This is a genomic window from Bacillus sp. T17B1 (assembly GCF_026796395.1).
In the GTDB taxonomy this organism is placed as follows: Bacteria; Bacillota; Bacilli; order Bacillales; family Bacillaceae; genus Bacillus; species Bacillus spizizenii_A.
This window is the reverse complement of sequence record NZ_JALAYA010000026.1, coordinates 31,229-54,732: the sequence shown is the minus strand read 5'-3', so window position 1 is coordinate 54,732 and position 23,504 is coordinate 31,229. Positions and strand designations below refer to the sequence as shown.

The following is a 23,504-nucleotide window of genomic DNA, read 5'->3' as shown; positions in this document are numbered from 1 at the left end:
TCTTATCGCAACCGTAATCTTAACTGTATTTTATAGAATTCTGTTCATAAGTGCAAGCAGGTTTGTATACAATGGGAATGTACCCTGAACGGGCGAAGATTGAGGACAATTATTCGGGTGGAGTTTTGGTTTGACGTTTGGACTCGGCCGGTTCACCGCCGCTGTTCATTTCTCTTACAAAGTCAAAACTTCTGAGAACAGCTTCACCGCCGTAGCCTGAGATAATGGATAAGATGACAAGTTGAATTCCTGAATCGGGGTCAGCGGATAATACAAGTAAAATGGAAGCTGTCATTCCGATAAACCAATCTTCCAAAAATCCAAGGTAGATAAACCGCTTCGTCATTCTGGGCTTCTCCAGTCTGCCTCTCTTTTTCACATGACCGAGAATCCCCATGATTCCTCCAATTACACAAGCAATAAGTACCTGATGCAGCATCTTCATCATCACCTTCCTAAAGCCCTTATTTCGTAAAGCGACTTCAGGCCATCCAGCCCCCTTAAACATTTCCGATGATTTTCGATATCTACATACTGGCAAATCTGAGAAAAGCTTGTTTCTTCCATTATATGTGAACATATGATCGGTAAGCTTGATGCATTGGATTCATTTTTCACCCAGTGACATTGACCTAGTCACTCACTTAGCTACTTCCATTCATATGTTCAATCTCTGTTCTTATTTTTAGTGTATACGAGGACAAGCCTTGATGACAAACATCAAACTGCGCTTGCTTGAATCAGAACATGTGTTGTGCTACGGTTACTGTAGAATTCATTAAAAAAAGGGGAATATCAGGCTTTCGCACAGTTAGCTGACAGCCTAAGGGGGATTTATATGGCTAGTTTTCAATCATTTGGAATACAAGGACAGCTGGAAGTCATCAAAAAAGCGCTTGACCACGCACGAGTCGGTGTGGTAATTACAGATCCTGCACTTGAAGATAATCCTATTGTTTACGTAAACCAAGGCTTTGTTCAAATAACCGGTTATGAAGCCGGGGAGATTTTAGGAAAGAACTGCCGCTTCTTACAGGGGAAACATACAGAACCCGCTGAAATAGACAACATCAGAATTGCTTTGCAAAATAAAGAGCCGGTTACCGTTCAGATCCAAAACTACAAAAAAGACGGAACGATGTTCTGGAATGAATTGAGTATTGATCCGCTGGAGATCGAAGACAAAACCTATTTTGTCGGAATTCAAAAGGACATCACCCAGCAAAAAGAGTATGAAAAGCTTCTCGAGGATTCCCTCACAGAAATTACTGCACTTTCAACGCCTATTGTCCCGATTCGCAACGGCATTTCGGCTCTTCCGCTAGTCGGCAACCTGACAGAGGAGCGATTTAATTACATCGTCAGCACATTAACGAATATCTTATCAACTTCCAAGGACGATTATTTGATCATTGATTTATCGGGTTTGGCCCAAGTAAATGAACAAACCGCCGACCAGATTTTCAAGTTGAGCCATTTGCTGAAATTGACTGGAACCGAATTAATCATTACCGGCATCAAGCCTGAATTGGCCATGAAAATGAATAAACTGGACGCCAATTTCTCATCGCTGAAAACATATTCTAATGTAAAGGATGCCGTGAACGTGCTTCCGATGATGTAAAAAGATCCCGCTCATCCGGCGGGATCTTTTATTATGAAGAGATTGATGCTCGCTTATTTGTTTCTGTAGCCGGCTTTATCCGTTTGTCATATAAAAGCGTTGTGGCAATACTAATCAACAGCAACACCAAAAGAGATAAAACAAGAGCCTGTATGCCGAAGTGATCGACAAGCAAACCGCCGAACAACGGACCAATCATTCTGCCGCCTGTCGCCGCGCTGTTGACAAAGCCTTGATAAAATCCTTCCTTCCCTTTAGGGGCAAGCTGGTTGGCAATCGTCGGCACCGCAGGCCAGACAAGCATTTCCCCGATAGTCAGGATCACCATGGCAGCCAGAAACATCGGGAAGTGCTTTGCCGTCAGCAGCATACTGAATGATACAATGAAAATGATAAATCCGATGACCATTTGCGCTTTCAGCGATTCCGCCCATTTTTTCACCACAAAGCTGACAAGCGGCTGGCCAAGCACAATTAAAATTCCGTTAACCGTCCACAGCACGCTGTATAAGGAAAGAGATATTCCAATGCTTTGCGTGTACGAAGCAATCGTGGTAGACCACTGGGAATAAGCCAGCCAGCCAAGTACATAGCCGCTGCTTAATATGATGAGCGCAGCAAATTTTGCTTTGTTGTTTACAGCATCATAATCAAGCACCGATGTTTGAGACGCATCCTTCGTCTGTATATTTCGAAATCCGAAATATACGATAAAGAAAAAGAGCAGATACAATGCAGCATTCGCCAAAAATACGTAAGAAAACGAGAAAGACGCCACGACACCGCCAAGCGCTGAGCCGACGGCCACCCCCGCGTTTTGCGCAACATAGATCGCATTAAATGCCTTCCTTCCCCCTTCAGGCCACACCGATCCAGCCATTGCATAGCTGGCCGGAAAAACAACACCAGAACCAAAGCCCACAATAGTCAGCAACACAATGTAGGCAGGCCACTCATGAAAGAAGACAAGGCCCATCAGGCTTGCTAATGTAATCGCAATCCCAAGCATAATTGATTTAAAGCCGCCGATTTTATCAAACAAAAAACCGCCGCATAAATTTCCAGCCACACTGGCGCCGGAATTCAGCATCAGCACAATCCCGGCTACTGTTAATGACTTTCCTAAATGATTATGGATATAAATTGTATTCAGCGGCCATAAAAAAGAAGCACCCGTCACATTGATAAACATTCCAATGATTAAAATTTTAAGAGCACGCGGCATACTAATCCCCCTTTCTTACCTAAAAAAGCTCATGAAAAAAACGAAACCTAAAACGGCTCCGTACGAATCGAGTTATCATAGCACATTCATTCTATCTCTCTGTCTCACATTTTTCAACTGATGAGCGTGAAAAAATCTAACAAATATTGTTCAAAAATTGTAAAATAAGTAGAAAGAGGGGGATATTATGGAAATGACATTCGCATTCTTAGGTTTTCTCACATGTCTCATTTCGCTTGGCTATGGATTTTATCACCTCGTCAGATATGTGATGAAAAAAGAAAGACGTTTCTCTACGAAACTCTTTTGGCCGCTTTTGATAGGAGGCCTGGTGCTGCTTTTCATTGGAGCAGGATTGTCAGAACCTGATGCTGCTGCAGCTAATGCTGAAAAAAAGTATTCAGCGCTACACGCCGAATATAAAAGTCTCACAAAAGAGCATGAAGCACTTGAGAAAGAATATAAGTCTGTCAGCACTGAAGCAAAAAAATTGAAAAACAATACAGAAGATCAGGACAAGCTTGAACAGCTTGAAAAAGAAAATAGCGAGCTAAAAAAGACTCAGAAATCATTAAAAACTGAGATTAAAGAGCTTCAAGAAAATCAAAATAAGCTCAAAGAAGATACAAAAACGGTAAAGGCTGAAAATGAAACACTCCACCAAGATAAAACAAAACTTGAAAAACAACTGAAAGAGGCAAAAAGCCAAACTGCCAGTTCGCATGAAGACACTGGAAATTCTTCAAACAATACCTATAAAAGCGATGAAGCCCCAACAGCTGACACAGCAGCGGGCTGTAATATTAAAGGAAGCAAAAACGGCATCTACCATACGCCGGGCAGTACATACTATGACCGGACAACCGACCCGGCTGACATGTTTTGTTCAGTTGAAGAAGCTGAAGCCGCCGGCTACCGGGCACCAAAACGGTAAACAAAAGCTCCAGAATCTCTGGAGCTTTTGCTGTTTCACAACGAAGATTTAATAACCTTCTTATAATACACAACTGACAGAACACCAAAAATGGAGTAGAGCGCAGTGTATAACACCATCACCACTATCATTGGCGTCCACACCTCAGATCCGAATAAGAACCAGCCGGATTGGACGGCGAAGTAGCTGTGGAATAGGCCGACAACCAGCGGAATGCCAAAGTTGTACATTTGTTTGATGCGTATCCCCTTTATCAGGTCCCCCTGCGTAAAACCAAGTTTTCTCAAAATCGTATAATTCGGTTTCTCATCTTCACTTTCACCCATTTGTTTAAAATAAAGGATACATCCTGATGTAATCAAGAACGTTAATCCTAAGAAGCCGACGATGAACATCACGAGACCAAACAGAGATTTTTGCGCAATGCTTGTATCCATTCTTGATAAATGCTCGTTTTTCTTGTTCACCTGTTGAAAAAGCTCATTTGCTTTTTCAAGCTGGTCTTCATGCTTCACATTGATGCCAATAAATTCAGATTGCGCGAGCTGAATGCGGGGGTCTTTATCTTGGTTCAGCCGCTTAAACAAGCTGTCATCCACAATGACAGCAGGCATGCCCCCGCTTGTAAACGTGTAGGATACAAGAAACTCTTCTTTTAATCCTTTATAGTGTAATGGTTGCGTCTCATGCTTGCTTTTGGCTTTGATCACACCCGAGTCTTTGAAAACCATTATTTTTTGCAGCAAGTCGGTGTATCCTGAGAAAACGGCATCTCCAGCCTCCACATCGACTCCTTTTACATCTTTGTCGCTGACAACAGCAAGCTGCATGTTGCTAGGATCCCCCTGCATCTCTTTCGGAGTTCCATCCATGATATTTGCAATGTCAACATTTGCTTGCAGGACAGGGGTCACTTTTTTTACAAACGGGATGTTACGGTCAATCAAACTGCGCTCAAATTGTTTGGCATCTTTCTCATTCATGAATGAAAAATCAGCCGCTACATTTTGTTCAGCCGTTTTTTCTGCCGAGTAATACGAAATATAAGCGAGCGATAACAGCCCGATAGCAAGTGCTGAAACGGTTGTAATAATCGTCAGCAGCAACGCGTTCGATTTCATTCTGAACATGATTGATGACAGTGACAGGACCTCGGAAATATTTAAATAGCCGCCCTTGCTTTTTCGAATAATGTTCGAGATAAACGTAACCGATCCTCTATAAAAGAGAAACGTCCCGATTATTACGGTGCCCAGGATGAAGCTCATCGCAGCAAACAGTTCATTAATGGTCTTAAATTTTCCGCCGAACAGCTCAGAAGACACATAGTATCCTGTCAAAATCAGCACAATGCCTAAAGCGCCGACCAGCATCTGAAAAAATGATATTCTCTTCACTTTATCTTCAGTAGAAGACGCCACTTTAAACAAAGATAAAATACTCTGGTTTTTGATAAACGTATAATTCATGATCATAATCAAAAGATAAATGCCGCAGAACACAATGATCGTTTGGATCAAGGCTTGCCCGGAAAAATGCAGTTTTGCATCAGCTTTGACATCGACGATTTTGAACAGGATCATGAGCACAAGCTTTGATATTGAAGATCCGGCAAAAACCCCGATCGCTAAAGAACCGAAATACAGCATGATATTTTCCGCACTTAAGATACGAAAGATCTTGTGCTTTGTCATTCCGATTAGTTGAAACAGCCCGATCTCTTTACTCCGTCTTTTAATAAAAATGGTATTGGCATACAAAATAAAGATTGATACAACAGCCACAAGCAAAATTGAAGCGGTTTTAATAGCCGCGGCGCCTTTAATGGAAGCTTTTACTTCATTAATGGACGGGTCATATTGGAGTGTGACAAATGCAAAATAAAGCGCCACACTAAAGATTAAGGCAAACACATAGAGGTAATAATTCCTGATATTCTTTTTCAGATTTCGCAGGATAAGCTGATTAATGTTCATGCTGCACCCCGCCTAAAACGCCCTGCGTTTTCATAATATCCTGGAAAAACGTCTGCCTGTCTTGGCCTCCTTTATTCAGCTGTGTATACATTTGCCCGTCTTTAATGAAAATGACTCTCCCGCAGTAACTGGCCGCGACAGGATCATGGGTGACCATAATAATTGTGGCGCTGCGTTTTTGATTGAGCTGGCTCAGTTTATTTAATAGATCAGAGGCTGATTTCGAATCGAGCGCGCCGGTAGGCTCATCAGCGAAAATAATGCTCGGGTCATGAATAAACGCTCTTGCGGCGGATGTTCTCTGCTTCTGGCCGCCGGAAATTTCATTCGGGTACTTATCCCGCAATTCATAAATTCCCAGTTCCTTTGCAACTTCCTCAAATTTGCGATTGGCTTCCTTTTTTGATAGCTTCGTGATCGATAATGGCAGAAGGATATTCTCTTTCACTGTCAATGTGTCTAACAAATTGTAATCTTGAAAGATAAACCCTAAATGCTGTTTTCTAAATTCAGCCAGTTGCTTTTCCTTCATAGAAGTCATTTCGTTTCCGTTAATGTTGATCGTTCCGTGACTGACCTGATCAATCGAAGACAGTACGTTAAGCAATGTGGTTTTCCCGGACCCTGATGCCCCCATAATACTGACAAATTCGCCTTTTTGGATATGGATATCAATGCCTTTGAGCACTTCTTGTTTATTCAGCTTGTTTCCATAGCTTTTTCGAATCTTATTTGCTTGTAAGATCATCATTTCTATAATCTCCTTTATATTGGATAATCTCATTATAAAAAGGAATGCCGGGCTTTTCCTTCGATACGGCGAACAAAAAAGAAAAGCATGTGACATTTTCGTCACATGCTTATGACACGTTCAAATTGATTCCGTTTCGGAAAGGTTAATGTAAAAACTGTCCCCATACCTAACTTTGAATCAACATCAATATGGATCAATAACGGCGCCGCAGCTTTTTTTGCCAAGTACAGTCCCATGCCAGTGGACGCTTGATCATGGTGGTCCGTTGTAGATGTAAATCCTTTCTCAAAAATACGCGGCATATCTTTTGGCGCAATGCCCCTGCCAAAGTCTTTCACTTGGAGCTGTGTCTGTTCCCCTTTTTGAAAGCTTTTGATTTCAATTTCAGAGGCTTCGCTGTATTTCACCGCATTTGTAAGCAGCTGCCTGATCATAAACGCCAGCCATTTTGCATCGCTCAGCACTTCTTCAGCCTCCAGCTGAATATCAAAGCCGATCCCTTTTTGAATACACCACGATTGTAAATCTTTGATTTCCTTAAAGATCAATGGCTGAAGCTGAATGAATTCCACAGACAGATCGTTTTCAATAAATGAAATGCGCTTTTGATGCAGCTGCTGATCTAAAAGCAGGTGAATACGCAGCCATTCATATGATAGCTGGGATTTCAAAGCTTGGTCTTCCATTCTATCAATGATTAAATGCATCGCTGTCAATGGGGTTTTGACCTCATGGATCCATGCCATCAGCTCATCTTTTTCATTTTCTAATGCCAAGCGATGCCGGGCTGCTGTCTGCTTCAAGTGTTCCGTTTGCCCGATAATGCTTCTTTCAACCATTGATTCAAACGGCGTTTCCGGTTCATTTATCGCTGTCACATCAAGATTGTTCTCCCATGTTTGCAGGCTTTTATAAAACACCGTTTCTTTCCGATAGCGGGCAAGAAGAAATATCATAAAGAACAAGCCGCACAAATACACCATATAAAGAACATTTTCAAATGAAATAGAGGGATCAACAAGAGCAACGAATAAAATTAAAACCTGCTGAAACAAAAACACGGCAATCCAGCTTCGCCTTTCGGTAAGGAATGCTTTAATCATAGAAATGATCCTCTTCCTTCGCCATGTAGCCTTGGCCGACCTTTGTCTCGATATATGTGCCAAGCTGCAAGTCATCCAGTTTTTTCCGCAGGCGGTTGACATTGACGGTCAGCGTATTATCACTCACAAAACGCTCATCGTTCCACAAGCTTCTGATCAGCTCTTCCCGGCTGACGATCTTGTTTTTTTGTTCTATTAGCTGTTTTAGAATGAACATTTCATTTTTAGTCAGTTCAACAGAGCCTTCGTCATTGCTGACGATGTTCTGCTCTGTGTCTATGGCAGCCCCGCACCATGTTTTGATCGTGCTCGGCTCCGTATTATAATGATGCACGCGCCGGAAAATCGCTTGGATTTTCGCAATCAGCACATCAAAATGAAACGGCTTTTGAATAAAGTCATCTGCACCAAGCTGCATGGACATGACCATATCAGCAGGATGATCACGGGAGGATAAAAAGAGAATCGGAACATTTGACCGGGAGCGGATCAGCCGGCACCAATGAAACCCGTCAAATTTAGGAAGCTGGACATCAATAATGACGCAATCAGGCTTAACCGCCGCAAATTCCTGCAGCACTTGACTGAAATCCTGAATGCCATATACATCATAGGACCATCCCGTTAAGCGATCCTTGATTTCATGAAACAGCGATTCATCATCTTCAATCAGCAAAAGTTTAAACAATCGACTCACCGCACTTTTTCCTTTTTTATCAAGTGTATAGCAAAACACCTTCATACGCTATAGAGAAAGCCGGCTGTCTCAGCCGGCTCGTAACCATTATAATTCTCTTCTCAACGCAGTCAGCACGTTGGTTTTGGTCGCTTTTCTTGCCGGGTTCATACCGGAAATCACCGCAACCCCTCCGCAAATCACAACGGCAATGATCACAAGGCTGCCCGGGATATAGGAGAATGTGTAATTCAAATCGCCCGCTTCGCCTCCGCCTGTCGCCGCGAGAATCACTGGAACGGCCAGGTTGACAAGGTAGCTCACGCCGTAAGAAATAATAATCCCAATCACACAGCCTAAAATCCCAATATACGCGCTTTCCATTAGAAACATTCGGCGAATGATAGACGGGCTCGCCCCAATCGCTTTCATAATGCCGATTTCCTGCGTTCTTTCAGTAACTGCCATCGTCATCGTGTTAAAAATGCCGATTGCTGAGATAACTACAGCGATACATCCGACAAAGATCAAGCCGATTTTAAAGACCATGAAGAAGGTGTTGACTCCTTCAAGTTCGGTCGTAACTGATGTGACATAGTATCCGTCATCTGTCAGATCATTTGTCAGCTGTTCCACGTTATCAAATTTATCAGCAAAAACGCTAATGTTTGTTTCAGCATTTCCGCCTTTGAAGTCTAAGAATTCCGAAAAATCTTTCTTGAATTGCTCACTGATAAAAATGTTTGAGTCCTCCATCCAATCTTGAGATGGCTTTTTTGTAATACCGACAATTTTAAAGTCATATGTTTTTGTTTTTTCAACATCCCCTGTTTTAGAATCTGTTTTTGATACACTTAATTCAATCGTTTTGTTCAGAATATCTTTCGTATAGCCCTCTGGTTCTTTTATATCATCCAGGTTTCCACTTGCTTCCTCGATTTTTTTGTTATAATCTTCCGATTCTTTTTTCGTTAATAATCTCTTTGCAAAGTCGTATCCTACTACGATTTCGTTTTCCGACTTTGCGACTCTTCCTTTTTCCAACTCCATATTGGCCTTCAGTTCATCATTCATATTGGTAAAGACTAAATTAGAGCTTTCATTTGTACGATTGCCTAAAGTTGCTTTGTTTGGTTCATATACTTGCGTTCTTTCTACAACTGATCTTACATGATTGTATTTCTCTAAATCAGCTTTTTTAATGGGCTTATCGCCTTCCTTGCCCATTACACTGACTTTGGTCACAACCTGCTGGCTCATCGTGATATCCGTAATCGTCTTTTGAATGCCGAATCCAACAGATGACAGCACAACCAAAAACGCACACGCCATTGTCGTCGCCAGCACTGTCATAAAGACACGGAGCCTGTTTTTCTTCATATTTCTTCTAATAAAATGAACCTGATCCTTAAACCTCAACGGTAATTCCCCCTTTTAACACGCCGTCATGAAGCTGAAATTTCGAGTGTCCGATGGAAGCCACTTCATCATCGTGAGTAATGATCACAAATGTAATGCCCCGCTCACGGTTTAGCTGTTGAATCAAATTCAGCACTTCCTGTTCCGTTTCTGAATCAAGGCTTCCCGTCGGCTCATCCGCTAAAATAATGGATGGGTTTAAAATCAACGCTCGCGCAATACTGACACGCTGCTGCTGGCCGCCTGACAGTTCATTCGGATAATGGGCGGCGTGATTTTCCAGACCGACGCGTTTCAGCATGTCCTGCACCTTTTGCTTGCGCTCAGATGGTTTAATCCCTTTTAACGCCAGCGGCATTTCAACATTTTCATACGTCGTTAACCCCGGGATAAGCTGAAAGCTTTGAAATATAAACCCAAAGTGTTCAAGGCGGAATTGAGCCCATTCCTTTTCATTAAAGCCCGTGACATCAGTTCCGTTAATCACAATACGCCCTTTTGTTGGTGAGATGTAGCCTGAAATCAAATTCAGAAGCGTTGACTTCCCCGACCCGCTTCGTCCGACGATACAGGCGATTTCCCCTTTCGCAACAGTCAACGAGACATCTTTTAAGACAGGCACTTCATTCTCACGGCCCTTTTTTCCGATCGTGAAAGAATGGTTAATATGCTGAACATCAATCATCTTTTCTCTCTCCCTTATAAATGTTTTGTTTTTTTATAAATCGCAAAATAGCTGATAAGAAAACCAATCACAGCGCCTGCGGCCATGCCAAAGAGATAGCCTCCGATACCCCCGCTTGCGGCGTACCCGAAGCAGCCGAAGCCTAAAATGCCAAATATAATGACAATCACTTGCACCGGTAGATCCAATGCTTTCCACAAAAAGAAGGACCCGTTTCGTTCATTTGACATTTTGGTGAAGCTAATGTACCCGATGATGTAAAACATGATGTTCATCACAGTCGGAATTACTAAGTAATACGGTGAATGCCCAACCCAGTTTGGAACAACATACGTAATCGGAAATACATACATCATCCATTCTGGTATAGGGAAATCCAAAAATGCCAATCTCCCGCCAAAAAGGATATCCATACTAATTGCAGGCAAGGTAATAACTAAAAAAGGTGAAATAACGACGGTAAATGACACTAGCAGCTGGGCAAAAATATGGCCTGTAAGAGCTCCGCCCGCCATGACAAGAGAATAAGCCAACATGCTGACGATAATCATGCCCAAGCTGTAGTAATGAAAATAAAACACCTGATCAGGTTTCAAAAGCACCAGCAACAAAACAGATAAAACATAGCCTATGAGTTGCGGTACCACAATCACCATTCCGCCTATAATAAACTTTGCGTTAAATACCTGGCCTCTTGTATAAGGAAGGCTTAAAGTAAATTCAGACAAACCCTTACTACGTTCAATCCCAATCTGGCTGACGGCCAAAACGACACCCCAAATCCAAAACAATGAGATAAATGTGCCGTGAAAATAATCGATTGTAAATAGGCAGGTTCCTCCCCACTCACTCTGTTGAGCGGCGCAGCCTCGATATGAGTTATACTTACTTAAAACGGTAAAAGGATTGTTAATCATAAATGCCACAAAAATCGTAGTTAACAGAGCTTTATTTTGCCTCCACTCTTTATAAAACAGCCCAAAGTCCGGCAAATCACTTCCCTCCAAACCGAAAGTATTTCTTAATGTTTCGTTTTCTTATAAATAGAGAAGTAGCTCACAAAGAATCCAACTACAGCTCCAATAACCATCCCCAAAACATAACCAATGAAGGAATTTCCAGAGTAATATCCAAATAACCCAAATCCAAGAATTCCGAAAGACATAACCAGTATTTGTACCGGACGGTCTAATCTCTTCCAAAGGAAAAAGTGTCCGTTTCGTTCACTTGGATGCTTTTTGAAGCTTATAAAGCCAATCAAGTAAAATAGAATGCTCATTACCGATGGAATCAACAAAATATATTTACTGTTAGCCAGCCATTCATTTGCAACGTAACTAATCGGTACTAGATACAATAAATTGCTCGTTAGAGAAAAATAAGCCTTTGGGGAAGGGAATAGTTCCCATATACTCACTCCAAGCACGACTTCAACGTTTCCAGCTGGCAAAGCAACAATTAAATAGGGCAATAGCGCAGTAGCAAATGCCGTTAATAATTGGGCAAAAACGTTCCCCGTTAATGCCCCTGCGGCCATTAACAAACAGTAAGCCATAAAACTAATCACCATTACACCAACGCTGCTGTGCTCGAAATAGTACACATGCTCAGGTTGGTAAACAAGTATCAGCAGCCATGCGAGTAAAAAGCCAATCAATTGTGATAGTACAATCACTAAACCGCCTAACCAAAATTTCGTCTGAAAAATGTGGCTTCTGTTATATGGGAGGCTTAGTATAAAATCCATCGTGCCCTTGGAACGTTCCATTCCCAGGAAGCAGACCGCTAAAATGACACCCGGCACCCAGTTGATATCTATCAGATTGCTTACATGATAATTCACAATAAAATCACAATATTGCGGGTCATGATGAGCCAAACACCCTTGATAAGACAAATACGTATTAACGATAGAAAGCGGATTTGCCAGCACTAAAAACACAATACTTAACAAAATCACCACTTGATTCTGCTTCCACTCTCGATAGAGGAGACCTCGGTCTACCATCTCCGCTTCCCTCCAAACTTCGCAATGAACACTTCTTCCAAGTTGACAGGAAGCTCATTCCACACTTTTGGCTTCAGCTCTCTCAAAAAGCTCTTGTTCTCCTCATCGCTTTTCGGGATCAGCACCGTGTAAAACACACCGGCCTGATCGAGCATCGGAATGTTTTGCTCTCTGATGGCCAAATTGACATCTGTATCGAAGGCCATTTGAATTTTAATGTATTCTTCTTTTAACTCATCAAGATCCATGACGTTGGTTAGTCTGTTATCTTCGAGAAAACCAATTCGGTTGCACATCCGCTCAATGTCCTCAAGGCGGTGGGAGGTGATCAGGATGCTCGTATCACGCTCCGCCACTTCATCGACCATCAGCTGCAATACATCATGTCTTGTCACCGCGTCTATTCCATCCGTTGGCTCATCAAGAAGAATCAGTGCCGGTCTCGCTGCAAACGACAGAACGAGCGACAGCTGTTTTTTCAAACCTGTCGACAGTTCGCGGTATTTTTTCGTTTCTGGAATTTCATATCTGTTCATCAGCTCATTCGCGTACGTGACATCAAATTTCGGATAAATTCTTCTTAGGATATCGACTAGCTGCTTGTATGTATACTTGTCGTAAAAAGGATTTTGAACAGGCATGTAGATGATATTCCGTTTGACCTTCGGATGCTTTTTGATTTCTACGCCATCAAACAAGATCGTCCCGCTGTCGGCGAAAATGATTTGCTGGATTAAGCGAAGCATTGTCGTTTTGCCTGACCCATTGCGGCCGAGCAGCCCGAAGATTTCTCCTTTTTCAATTGTCAATGAAACATCTTTTAATACTTGATTTCCGTCAATCGTTTTTGACAGCTGCCGTAATTCAATCATTCTCTCGCCCTCCTTTCACATCAGCGCTGATTTCCTTCATCCAATCCTGCAGTTTTTCCAGCTCAACCCCTGCATAATGGGCATCGATGATGAGCTGTTTCAGTTGCTCTTTAATCATCGTCATCTTCCCTTCAACCAGTGTCGTTTTTGCATTCTCCGATATATAGGTCCCTCTGCCCCGAAGCGTTTCAATAATCCCCTCTCGCTCAAGCTCTTTATACGCTTTGCTGACAGTGTTCGGATTCGCAATAATGATCGTCGCCAATTCTCTGACAGAAGGAAGCTTATCACCAGGCTTCATGATCCCTTTCAAACAAAGCTCTTTCATCTGCTGAATAATTTGTTCGTAAATAGGTGTTGAGCTCCTTGGATCGATTTGAATCATTTACTTCCCTACTTTCTATACGATCTGAACCTTTTATAGATAAAACTGATCAATTATACTTTTTTGCCATTCAAATCCGATCATCACAAGAATAAGAAAAAAAGAACAAGCGATCACAGATGCCGCGATCAGCATCGGCACATTGCGTTTGTTACGTTTTTTATGTTTCATAACTGCCTCCCTTTAATTTCAATATATAAATGACTTTCATCAGTGTCTATAGTGTATTACTTCAATTAGTACACCTAATACAATAAACACTATGATCCACAAAGTCAATCCTTTTCTACAAAAAAACGGACCCTTATCAAAAGGGTCCGTTTCTTACACATCAAGAGGGTGCTGCAGGATCATATTATTTTGTAAAGCTTGAAGCTGAAGCCTCATTCTGTACAGCTGTTCTCTTTGCTGATCATTTGATGACAGCCACAGCTTATTTATGGCATTTACCGCATTTTCAAGCTGCATTTGTGCATCGCTGTATTCCTGGTCATTATAATGCTCTTGTTTAGAAGCGATTGTCAGCTGTTCTTCAGCATAATCATATGCCTGCATACATTGCTGGAGATGTTCATCTACTGATTGTCTTGTTGCCACAGTAACCCCTCCTCTTGGTAATGGAAACAATCCATCATTCATATTGTAGCCCCATCTGACTTCGTTCAATAAAGTAATTTATGGTCGATATTCATTTGTTCTCTTGTCAAATGCGTGCTACAATTTTAGGATGCAATCGTACGCAAGGAGGCACATGAATTGTGATGCAGAACAATCCTTTTCCTTATTCAAATACGGAAAAACGCTATCATACATTGAATTATCATCTCAGAGAACATTTCGGCCATAAGGTGTTTAAAGTGGCGCTGGACGGCGGCTTTGACTGTCCGAACCGGGACGGCACCGTTGCCCACGGCGGCTGTACATTTTGCAGTGCAGCAGGCTCCGGCGATTTTGCCGGGAACCGGGCCGATGATTTAATTACGCAATTCCATGACATCAAAAACCGCATGCACGAAAAATGGAAGGACGGCAAATACATCGCCTATTTTCAGGCCTTCACCAATACGCATGCGCCGGTTGAGGTGCTTCGTGAGAAATTTGAATCTGTCCTCGCACTTGATGATGTGGTCGGCATTTCGATTGCCACACGTCCGGACTGTCTGCCTGATGATGTCGTTGACTATTTGGCAGAGCTGAATGAACGCACGTATTTGTGGGTGGAGCTTGGGCTTCAAACGGTTCATGAACGGACTGCTCTTCTGATCAACCGCGCACATGATTTCACCTGCTATGTGGAAGGCGTCAATAAATTAAGAAAACACGGCATACGTGTCTGCTCGCATATTATCAACGGACTGCCTTTGGAAGACCGGGACATGATGATGGAAACTGCTAAGGCTGTCGCAGATTTGGACGTCCAGGGCATTAAAATCCATCTGCTGCACCTATTGAAGGGAACACCGATGGTCAAGCAATATGAAAAAGGAAAACTCGAATTCCTTTCTCAAGACGAATATGTTCAGCTCGTCTGCGATCAGCTTGAGATCATTCCGCCGGAAATGATCGTCCACCGCATTACAGGTGACGGACCGATAGAATTGATGATTGGGCCGATGTGGAGCGTCAACAAATGGGAAGTGCTTGGCGCCATTAATAAAGAGCTTGAAAATCGCGGCAGCTATCAAGGGAAGTTCTTTCAGCGATTTGAGGAGGAATCAGCTCTATGATTTTGAAAAAAATCCTCCCTTACAGCAAAGAACTGCTGAAAATGGCCGCGGGAGAAGGAGATATCGTCGTCGATGCAACGATGGGCAACGGGTACGATACACAGTTCTTAGCGGAGCTGGTCGGTGAACACGGCCATGTGTACGCATTCGACATCCAGGAATCAGCCGTCGCCAATACGAAGGAACGGCTCGGTGAGACATATCAAGCGCGAACAACGTTATTTCACAAAAGCCATGACAAAATCGCTGAATCCCTTCCGCCGGAAACACACGGCAAAGTGGCGGCCGCTGTGTTTAACCTCGGCTATTTGCCGGGCGGGGACAAATCGATTACAACGAACGGCAGTTCAACGATCAAAGCAATTGAACAGCTTCTCAGCATCATGAAAGATAATGGCCTGATTGTTTTGGTCGTCTATCATGGTCACCCGGAAGGCAAAGCTGAAAAAAACGACGTGCTTGACTTTTGCCGGAACTTGGATCAGCAAGCAGCCCGTGTCTTAACATACGGATTTATCAATCAACAAAATGACCCGCCATTTATTGTTGCCATCGAAAAAAAAGCTCAAATCAGCAAATGATTTGAGCTTTTTTCTTTGCGTTTTTCATCCAGCCCATTTTTTGAAATTTCCGGTAGGCTCTGCCGTTGATATAAAAGAAAAAGGAGGTTTTTCCGCTTGCCTTGATCAGCTTCTTCGCGAGCCGGCCCATTTCCTTTTGGCCAGCCACCTTATCATCTGACAAATAAACGCCCAGCAAGCCGCGATTGATTAAACGATGGAAATTTTCATGCGGAATGCCTTGTAAATGTTCGTCGGCTTTTTGGATAAAGTGTTCAAGCCGCTTCATCATTTCTTCATGCGACTCGTAATACGAGCAGAAATTCAAATCCCCTTCCAGCAAGTCCTCCTCTTGATCAATCAAATAGTCAAGCAGAATGTGAAGACCTTGTATGTAAGGAAAATAACTATTGCGGATTTTTTTAGCGGTGTTTTCTGTGAAATCAGGCTGGAACGAATATGCAACAAGACAGAATATGCCTAACGTAGAGCCTGCACACGCTGAAAATTCATACCATTCCATCTTCTCAGGCAGCTCTGATTCATACTGAATAAACCACTTCTCAAGCCGCGGAACACGCTCATGCTCAATGACGTGCTTATGTACCTGCAAATCGCAATAATAGCCGCACAGTTCAAGCAGGTAAGGTTTAATCATGTCGTAGTGCTCAATGGAACCAAGAACACGCTGGCACGTTTTGACCAGTTCATGCAAATATCCGCTGTCATCCTGTTCTTCTCTGAATTGATAATAATTTTGCGGTTCCGCTCCCACTGTCAGTGCGTCCTGCATTGAGGTGTGGAGCATCCGAAAATCTTGCGGGTCAAGTGAGGTGCTCCGGTCGCACAGATTGTCCAGATAATCACTGATCGTTTGATACGCAATGATAAACTCGACGCATTTCTGCTTTTGATTGCCTGACAACAAGGCCAGTATGCCGCCGCCCTCACAGTGGAACGTTTTGTCTCGAATACTTGCGGTTGCCTGTGCTTTTAATTCACTGTTAGAAATTGATTCTGATTTTTGCTTCCATATGTCCAGCTCTTGATGAACGAGCGGAAATATATCTCGATATACTTTTGCCATCAGTCCAAAAGGATGTTCCGGTACTGTCAACACATGCACCCCCAACTAGTTCAAATATATTGATCAGTAAACGCTCTTGCCGCTTTAAAGACATCTTCTCTTTCGGGTTCATTAAATATTTCATGATAAAGCCCTTCCCACTCTCTGTACGCTTTATTGTGGGAAGCTACACCATTGAACCACTTGATGACCATCATTTTGTCAACAAGCTTATCGTCACCGGCCTGCATCACAAGGAGCGGCACTCTCAAAAACGCATCCGTCGGCACCATCGCTGACTCAATTGTTTTTAACAGTTCTCTGTACCATCTGACAGATACTTTCCTGACGTATAGCGAGTCATTTTGGTCGGCCTCGATGACCTCCTCATTACGCGTCGCCATATCAATTGATAATCCCGAATCAACCTTAAGCGACGGAGCGATGACATTCAGACCTCTTGATGCAAGGTCAAGCGCTTTGTTGACTTTAATTTGCAGTCCGAGACACGGTGATGATAAAATAATTCCCGTAATATGGGGATTTCTTTGCTGTTTAAACCATTCAATCGCGACCAGGCCGCCCATGCTGTGACCGAGAAGAAAAACCGGCAGCTCAAAGGTTCGTGCTTTATCTATCCAAGTATCTACTTCATCAATGTATTCTTGAAATGAGCGAATATGACCTCTGGCTCTTGTCGTTGTCCCCTGACCCGGCAAGTCGCCCATGACAACGTGATAACCCGAAGATCTCCACATTTCAATCAGCCATTTATATCGCCCGTGATATTCACTTGCCCCGTGGATCATCACAATCACGGCAACAGGTCTATCTGCTTTCCAGGTCCACATGCTCTTCACCTCATACGAAATTTAAATAGAGAAAGAAGGATGAATACTATAATCTACCCTTATAAGGAACACATACCAGATATCCACCCAACAGCCTTTGTAGCTGATAATGCAACAATTACCGGTGATGTCGTTATCGGAGAACAGTCCAGCATTTGGTTTTCTGTTGTCATAAGGGGAGATGTCGCGCCGACTAGAATCGGAAACAGAGTCAATATACAAGATTTAAGCTGCCTCCATCAAAGCCCGAACCGGACGCTTCTCATTGAAGATGACGCCACGATAGGCCATCAGGTTACACTTCATAGCGCTGTTATCCGCAAGAACGCCTTAATCGGCATGGGCTCAATCATCTTAGACGGAGCCGAGATTGGCGAAGGTGCCTTTATTGGTGCCGGCAGTCTTGTCCCACCGGGAAAGATCATTCCGCCTGGCCATCTCGCTTTTGGCCGTCCTGCAAAAGTCTTCCGCCCATTGACCGAAGAAGACCGACAAGATATGCATAGAATACGGTCGGAATATGTAACAAAGGGCCAATACTATAAATCACTTCAAAAAGCATAAGACCTGCTTCGTCTTACTTTACCATTTTTCAAATTATGTTTGAAAGCAATAACCATTGCTGACCCGGACGTAATGACAGTTCGGGTTTTGTTTTCTCCATAAAACGTTCACATCCGGCATCAAACGTATGACTTTTATCTTATCATAAAACATGTTCCGCAATTGTAAGCTGCCTCTGCAAAAATTATATTCCTATTCTTTCCTGTTCTCTATTTTCTATGAGCACACACAAAAAGAGCCCGCTGGGAGCTCTTTTGGTCAGCTGATATTTCTTTCGCTGGCATCAGCCGCGTTTTTCTTATGAAAACCCTTTCCATAATAAACAGCAAGCAAGATAAGAAACCAAACCGGTCCGACAATCACAGCTACTCTTGTATCTGGACTGTAAGCCATAAGAATCACGACAAATGCTAAAAATGCCAATGATACATAAGATGTAAACGGAAAGAAAGGCATTTTGTATTTTAAGTGTTTCTTTTCTTCTGGCCGCAAGCTTTTCCGGTATCTAATTTGAGAAAGCAAAATGATCGCCCACGTCCAAATCGCTCCGAATGTCGCAATGCTTGTGACCCAAGTAAACACCTTTGCAGGAACAACATAGTTTAACAGCACTCCGACTAATAAAGCGCCCGCTGAAGCCAGAACAGCTTTACCCGGAATACCGCCTTTCGTCAGCTGCCCGTATGCTTGCGGCGCCTCACCCTGCTCCGCTAAATTAAACAGCATCCGCCCTGTGCTGAAAATGCCGCTGTTGCATGAAGACAGCGCGGCTGTTAAGACGACAAAGTTAATGATGCCTGCTGCCGATGGAATGCCCACCTTTTCAAATGTGAGGACAAACGGGCTTCCTTGTGAGCCTATTTCCTGCCATGGGTAAATAGACATAATGACAAATAAAGCGCCTACATAAAAAATCAAAATACGCCAAAATACCGTATCAATTGCCCTGGCTAACGATTTTTGCGGATTTTTCACTTCGCCAGCTGTCACCCCGATCATTTCAATCCCTAAATAGGCGAACATCACCATTTGCAGTGACAATAAAACCCCTTTTATTCCATGTGGAAGAAATCCTCCGTTGTTCCACAAGTTGCTGATTCCAGTTGCGATGCCTCCATTGCCGACCCCTGCGATGATCATCAATAAACCGACAGCAATCATAGATAAAATCGCGACAATTTTAATCAAAGCGAACCAAAATTCAAGCTCTCCGTAAGCTTTGACAGCTAGGAAATTAACACCCGTCATAATGACCAGCGCCGATAGTGCCCAAATCCAGTTTGGTACGTCCGGAAACCAGTACCCCATATAAATCCCGACAGCAGTGATTTCAGCCATACAGGTTACAACCCATAAAAACCAGTAGTTCCACCCTGTTAAATAGCCCGCAAGCGGTCCCAAATAATCACGGGCATAGCGGCTGAAAGAGCCAGCGACTGGTTTTTGAATGGCCATTTCTCCAAGCGCTCTCATAATAAAAAACATGACCATCCCACTTATGGCATACGCTCCCAAAATACCCGGACCCGCTAATTGAATAGCTGATGCGGAGCCGAGAAACAATCCCACCCCTATGGCAGCTCCTAAAGACATTAAAGAAATATGCCTTTCTTCGAGTCCGCGGTGCAGCTCTTGTTTTTGTTTTTGCATGCTTTCTTCTCCCCTAGAAAAAAATATCAATAAATCATTTTTCTGAATTTTCCGTGTGGATTGGGTAAATCAATGATGATGAAGAAATAAAAGGATAATAACAAGGCTTTCGATTAATCGAAAGCCTTGTTGTCTGTTACACAAAGATGACTTCTTTAGGCTGATGGCTCAGCTCTTCAGGCATGTACCGTTTTTCGATATTGATGCTGTGCCAGATCATAAAGATCAGTACAGTCCAGATTTTCCGGCTGTTATCAGCCTTGTCCGCACAATGGTCTTCAAGGAGCTGAAGAACATAATCCTTGTGGATATAAGCATCCGTTTGGCTTTCCTGAATAATGTTTCGCACCCATTCGTTCATTTCGTTTTTTAGCCAATGACGGATCGGTACAGGGAAACCAAGCTTTTTGCGGTTTAATACGTGCTCAGGCACAATTCCTTCAGCGGCTTTGCGAAGAAGATACTTCGTCGTGCCGTTCTTCGTTTTCAGCTCATCAGGAATTTTAGAAGCGACGTCAAATACGACTTTATCCAAGAACGGCACACGCAATTCCAAAGAATTCGCCATCGTCATTTTATCCGCTTTTAACAAAATATCGCCGCGCATCCAAGTGTGGATATCGACATACTGCATTTTGTTGATATCACTGTATGAGCTGCTTTCTGTAAAGTAAGTCTTTGTCACATCACGATATGAAAGATTCGGATCATAATGCTTCAGCAGCTGTTTTTTGACAGATTCTTCGAAAATTTTCGCGTTACCGATATAACGATCTTGAAGCGGAGTACAGCCGCGCTCAAGCAGGCTCTTTCCTCTCATGCCTTCAGGCATAACAGCTGCAACGTGCAGCAGCATCTTTTTCAGACCTGACGGAATGCGTTCAAACGGTTTAAGCGAAAGCGGCTCACGATAAATGTTATATCCGCCGAAGAGCTCATCGGCACCTTCCCCTGATAAAGCAACCGTTACATGTTTTTTCGCTTCTTTTGCAACAAAATACAAAGGAATCGCTGCCGGATCTGCAAGCGGATCATCAAAATGCCATACGATCTTCGGAAGCTCGTTCATGTATTCCTCAGGCGAAATGACTTTACTGATATTTTCAATGCCAAGTGCCGCTGCAGTTTCTTTCGCTACATCGACTTCACTGAAGCCCTGCTGTTCAAATCCGACAGAGAATGTTTTTAAGCTTGGATGAAATTCTTTTGCAACGGATACAATAAAGGAAGAATCAATTCCGCCAGACAGGAATGAACCGACAGGAACGTCACTTCTCATATGAACGTTTACAGAATCGTAGATCGCGTCTCTCACTTCTTTTACAAGCTTGTCTTCTTCAGTTTGAACTGGCTTAAAGTTCGCTTTGAAATACGTTCTGAATGTAATATCACCGTCCGGGCGGATTGTGAACTGTGAACCCGGTTCCACTTTTTTCACATCGGCATCAAGCGTGCTTGGTTCAGGAACGAATTGGAAAGACATGTATTGCTGCAATGCCTCTTTATCTATTTCAATATCATTTTGTGCGACCATTAAACTTTTTCTCTCTGAGGCAAAATAAACCTGATCATTGATCGTTGTGTAGTACAACGGTTTAATGCCGAATGGATCTCTTGCTCCATAAAGCACATGATCGTTTTTATTCCAAATCAGAAAGGCAAACATACCGCGGAGTTTGGACGCCGCTTCTTCTTTATAGTGACGGTATGTCGCAAGAAGAACCTCTGTGTCCGAATCCGTGTTGAATGTGTACCCCTTTGCTTCAAGTTCTTCTCTCAGTTCAATATAGTTATAGATTTCTCCGTTAAAGATAATCCAATATGTTTCATCTTCATATGATAAAGGCTGTCCGCCATTTTCTACATCAATAATGCTGAGCCGTCTGAATCCGAATCCAACGTGCTCATCATGGAAATATCCATCACTGTCAGGACCGCGGTGAACGATCATTTGGTTCATTTGTTTGATTAGTTCTTCTTGATCAGCGGTTTGAGCTAACGGATGCTTGTTAAAAACCCCGACAAATCCACACATAGTATTGCCTCCATAATTAAAATTGTCATCATTGAACCCCTATTTATAGACGCTGGGAATAGTATTTGGTTTCACGGTTATGTAAAAAAATAATCATGAATACAACATAAAAAAGGGAAAGCCGCTTAACCAGTAAGCGGCTATAAAATTATTCTCCTAACGCTTCTTTACGCAGCTGCTCCGCCTTGTCTGTACGTTCCCACGGAAGATCAACATCGTGGCGTCCAAAGTGGCCGTACGCAGCAGTTTGTTTGTAGATCGGACGGCGTAAATCAAGCATTTTGATAATGCCGGCAGGTCGTAAATCAAAGTTATTGCGGACAACTTCAATCAGTTTTTCCTCAGAAGCTTTTCCGGAACCGAATGTGTTGATTGAGATTGATACAGGTTGTGCAACACCAATCGCGTAAGCAAGCTGTACTTCGCAAGAATCAGCAAGCTCAGCCGCAACAATGTTTTTCGCAACGTATCTCGCTGCATAAGCTGCAGAACGGTCTACCTTTGTTGCATCCTTACCAGAGAACGCGCCTCCGCCGTGGCGTGCATAGCCGCCGTACGTATCAACAATGATTTTGCGTCCTGTAAGTCCCGCATCCCCTTGAGGGCCTCCGATAACGAAACGTCCCGTAGGGTTGATGAAATACTTTGTTTCTTCATCAATCAGCTCTTCAGGAACAACCGGATTGATCACATGTTCTTTAATGTTGCGCTGGATTTGCTCAAGCGTAATTTCAGGGTGATGCTGAGTTGAAATAACAATCGCATCAATGCGGATAGGTTTGTTATTTTCATCATACTCAACCGTTACCTGTGTTTTGCCGTCAGGACGAAGGTACGGAAGAATATCTTCTTTACGGACTTCACTCAGGCGGCGGGCCAATTTATGAGCAAGTGAAATTGGAAGAGGCATAAGCTCTTTCGTTTCGTTGCACGCGTAACCGAACATTAAACCTTGGTCACCCGCACCAATCGCTTCAATTTCTTCGTCGCTCATTGTGCCTTCACGGGCTTCAAGCGCCTGGTCTACACCCATCGCGATATCCGCAGACTGCTCGTCAATTGATGTTAAAACTGCACAAGTTTCCGCATCAAATCCGTATTTCGCACGTGTGTATCCGATTTCTTTAATGGTTTGACGAACCGTTTTCGGAATGTCAACATACGTAGATGTTGTGATCTCTCCGCTGACAAGAACCAATCCAGTTGTCACAGACGTTTCACAAGCAACACGCGCGTTAGGGTCTTTCTTTAGTATTTCATCTAAAATGCTGTCAGAAATCTGGTCACAGATTTTATCCGGATGCCCCTCCGTAACAGATTCTGATGTAAATAAACGACGATTTTCACTCATGATTTGCTTCCTCCTGCACAAGGCCTCCCGAAAGACCTT

General features: G+C 43.0%; 24 protein-coding genes and 1 other annotated feature (1 of these 25 cut by a window edge). Of the genes, 5 read left to right on the top strand and 19 right to left on the bottom strand.

Features of this window, described 5'->3' with window-relative positions; translation table 11 throughout:
* Positions 1-6 (bottom strand) — a binding site (T-box leader); it reaches 209 nt to the left of the window's first position.
* Positions 7-109: 103 nt separating this feature from the next.
* Positions 110-445, bottom strand: a complete 336-nt coding sequence (locus MOF34_RS13370) for a DUF4257 domain-containing protein (RefSeq protein ID WP_003223352.1) — start codon at positions 443-445, stop codon at positions 110-112.
* A gap of 393 nt (positions 446-838) precedes the next feature.
* Between MOF34_RS13370 and MOF34_RS13365 the strand changes: the two genes are divergently transcribed.
* Positions 839-1,624, top strand: coding sequence for a blue-light photoreceptor (locus tag MOF34_RS13365; protein WP_019715441.1), 786 nt, complete (start codon positions 839-841; stop codon positions 1,622-1,624).
* A 31-nt stretch (positions 1,625-1,655) separates the two neighbouring features.
* Here MOF34_RS13365 and MOF34_RS13360 read toward each other — a convergent pair whose 3' ends face one another.
* On the bottom strand, positions 1,656-2,849 hold the full coding sequence (locus MOF34_RS13360) for an MDR family MFS transporter (RefSeq protein WP_268400470.1): 1,194 nt from the start codon (positions 2,847-2,849) through the stop codon (positions 1,656-1,658).
* A 187-nt stretch (positions 2,850-3,036) separates the two neighbouring features.
* Here MOF34_RS13360 and MOF34_RS13355 point away from each other — a divergent pair, with 187 nt between their 5' ends.
* The gene (locus MOF34_RS13355) at positions 3,037-3,783 is read left to right on the top strand and encodes an LMBR1 domain-containing protein (RefSeq protein ID WP_019715443.1); all 747 of its coding nucleotides are present in this window, start codon (positions 3,037-3,039) and stop codon (positions 3,781-3,783) included.
* Between the two features lie 35 nt (positions 3,784-3,818).
* On the opposite strand, the gene MOF34_RS13350 is transcribed toward MOF34_RS13355, so the two are convergent.
* The 12 genes from MOF34_RS13350 to MOF34_RS13295 form a co-directional block, all read right to left on the bottom strand.
* On the bottom strand, positions 3,819-5,759 hold the full coding sequence (locus MOF34_RS13350; protein WP_268400469.1) for an FtsX-like permease family protein: 1,941 nt from the start codon (positions 5,757-5,759) through the stop codon (positions 3,819-3,821).
* Positions 5,749-6,510 (bottom strand): bacitracin ABC transporter ATP-binding protein BceA, encoded by a 762-nt coding sequence (gene bceA, locus MOF34_RS13345; protein ID WP_268400468.1) that lies wholly within the window; start codon positions 6,508-6,510, stop codon positions 5,749-5,751. The genes MOF34_RS13350 and bceA overlap by 11 nt, the downstream gene beginning before the upstream one ends.
* A 101-nt stretch (positions 6,511-6,611) precedes the next feature.
* Complete coding sequence (locus MOF34_RS13340) at positions 6,612-7,616, bottom strand: HAMP domain-containing histidine kinase (RefSeq protein ID WP_268400467.1); 1,005 nt, start codon at positions 7,614-7,616, stop codon at positions 6,612-6,614.
* Positions 7,609-8,304 carry a two-component response regulator BceR gene (gene bceR / locus MOF34_RS13335; protein ID WP_029317101.1) on the bottom strand — a complete coding sequence of 232 codons (696 nt, stop codon included), beginning with the start codon at positions 8,302-8,304 and terminating at the stop codon, positions 7,609-7,611. Before bceR ends, MOF34_RS13340 begins: the two co-directional genes overlap by 8 nt.
* A 96-nt stretch (positions 8,305-8,400) precedes the next feature.
* Entirely contained in the window at positions 8,401-9,711 is a 1,311-nt protein-coding gene (gene ytrF, locus MOF34_RS13330; protein ID WP_268400466.1) for an ABC transporter permease YtrF, read from the bottom strand.
* Entirely contained in the window at positions 9,701-10,396 is a 696-nt protein-coding gene (gene ytrE, locus MOF34_RS13325) for an ABC transporter ATP-binding protein YtrE (protein WP_003223334.1), read from the bottom strand. The genes ytrF and ytrE overlap by 11 nt, the downstream gene beginning before the upstream one ends.
* Before the next feature lie 14 nt (positions 10,397-10,410).
* Positions 10,411-11,388, bottom strand: coding sequence for an ABC transporter permease subunit (locus MOF34_RS13320; protein WP_019715449.1), 978 nt, complete (start codon positions 11,386-11,388; stop codon positions 10,411-10,413).
* A gap of 29 nt (positions 11,389-11,417) precedes the next feature.
* Positions 11,418-12,404 carry an ABC transporter permease YtrC gene (ytrC, locus tag MOF34_RS13315; RefSeq protein WP_268400465.1) on the bottom strand — a complete coding sequence of 329 codons (987 nt, stop codon included), beginning with the start codon at positions 12,402-12,404 and terminating at the stop codon, positions 11,418-11,420.
* Positions 12,398-13,276 (bottom strand): ABC transporter ATP-binding protein YtrB, encoded by an 879-nt coding sequence (ytrB, locus tag MOF34_RS13310; RefSeq protein ID WP_268400464.1) that lies wholly within the window; start codon positions 13,274-13,276, stop codon positions 12,398-12,400. Before ytrB ends, ytrC begins: the two co-directional genes overlap by 7 nt.
* A complete protein-coding gene (ytrA, locus tag MOF34_RS13305; protein WP_268400463.1) occupies positions 13,269-13,661 on the bottom strand; it encodes a GntR family transcriptional regulator YtrA in 393 nt (130 codons plus the stop codon). Before ytrA ends, ytrB begins: the two co-directional genes overlap by 8 nt.
* A 33-nt stretch (positions 13,662-13,694) precedes the next feature.
* Positions 13,695-13,832 carry a hypothetical protein gene (locus MOF34_RS13300; protein ID WP_268400462.1) on the bottom strand — a complete coding sequence of 46 codons (138 nt, stop codon included), beginning with the start codon at positions 13,830-13,832 and terminating at the stop codon, positions 13,695-13,697.
* 153 nt (positions 13,833-13,985) lie between these two features.
* The gene (locus tag MOF34_RS13295; protein ID WP_019715455.1) at positions 13,986-14,258 is read right to left on the bottom strand and encodes a YtzC family protein; all 273 of its coding nucleotides are present in this window, start codon (positions 14,256-14,258) and stop codon (positions 13,986-13,988) included.
* Positions 14,259-14,419: 161 nt separating this feature from the next.
* Here MOF34_RS13295 and MOF34_RS13290 point away from each other — a divergent pair, with 161 nt between their 5' ends.
* Together MOF34_RS13290 and MOF34_RS13285 are read left to right on the top strand one after the other, a co-directional pair.
* A complete protein-coding gene (locus tag MOF34_RS13290; protein WP_268400461.1) occupies positions 14,420-15,388 on the top strand; it encodes a TIGR01212 family radical SAM protein in 969 nt (322 codons plus the stop codon).
* Positions 15,385-15,969, top strand: a complete 585-nt coding sequence (locus tag MOF34_RS13285; RefSeq protein WP_268400460.1) for a tRNA (mnm(5)s(2)U34)-methyltransferase — start codon at positions 15,385-15,387, stop codon at positions 15,967-15,969. Before MOF34_RS13290 ends, MOF34_RS13285 begins: the two co-directional genes overlap by 4 nt.
* Here MOF34_RS13285 and tbcS read toward each other — a convergent pair.
* Both tbcS and ytpA read right to left on the bottom strand, forming a co-directional pair.
* On the bottom strand, positions 15,959-17,065 hold the full coding sequence (gene tbcS / locus MOF34_RS13280; RefSeq protein WP_019715458.1) for a tetraprenyl-beta-curcumene synthase: 1,107 nt from the start codon (positions 17,063-17,065) through the stop codon (positions 15,959-15,961). The genes MOF34_RS13285 and tbcS overlap by 11 nt on opposite strands.
* 20 nt (positions 17,066-17,085) lie before the next feature.
* Entirely contained in the window at positions 17,086-17,865 is a 780-nt protein-coding gene (gene ytpA / locus MOF34_RS13275) for a phospholipase YtpA (protein ID WP_019715459.1), read from the bottom strand.
* Positions 17,866-17,913: 48 nt separating this feature from the next.
* On the opposite strand from ytpA, the gene MOF34_RS13270 reads away from it, so the two are divergent.
* Positions 17,914-18,429 (top strand): gamma carbonic anhydrase family protein, encoded by a 516-nt coding sequence (locus tag MOF34_RS13270; protein WP_268400494.1) that lies wholly within the window; start codon positions 17,914-17,916, stop codon positions 18,427-18,429.
* A gap of 258 nt (positions 18,430-18,687) precedes the next feature.
* On the opposite strand, the gene alaP is transcribed toward MOF34_RS13270, so the two are convergent.
* From alaP to metK, 3 genes are all read right to left on the bottom strand, one after another.
* On the bottom strand, positions 18,688-20,079 hold the full coding sequence (gene alaP, locus MOF34_RS13265; protein ID WP_268400458.1) for an alanine permease AlaP: 1,392 nt from the start codon (positions 20,077-20,079) through the stop codon (positions 18,688-18,690).
* A 136-nt stretch (positions 20,080-20,215) separates the two neighbouring features.
* The gene (gene asnB, locus MOF34_RS13260; RefSeq protein WP_268400457.1) at positions 20,216-22,114 is read right to left on the bottom strand and encodes an asparagine synthase (glutamine-hydrolyzing); all 1,899 of its coding nucleotides are present in this window, start codon (positions 22,112-22,114) and stop codon (positions 20,216-20,218) included.
* A gap of 148 nt (positions 22,115-22,262) precedes the next feature.
* On the bottom strand, positions 22,263-23,465 hold the full coding sequence (gene metK / locus MOF34_RS13255; protein ID WP_019715463.1) for a methionine adenosyltransferase: 1,203 nt from the start codon (positions 23,463-23,465) through the stop codon (positions 22,263-22,265).
* Between the last annotated feature and the right edge of the window lie 39 nt (positions 23,466-23,504).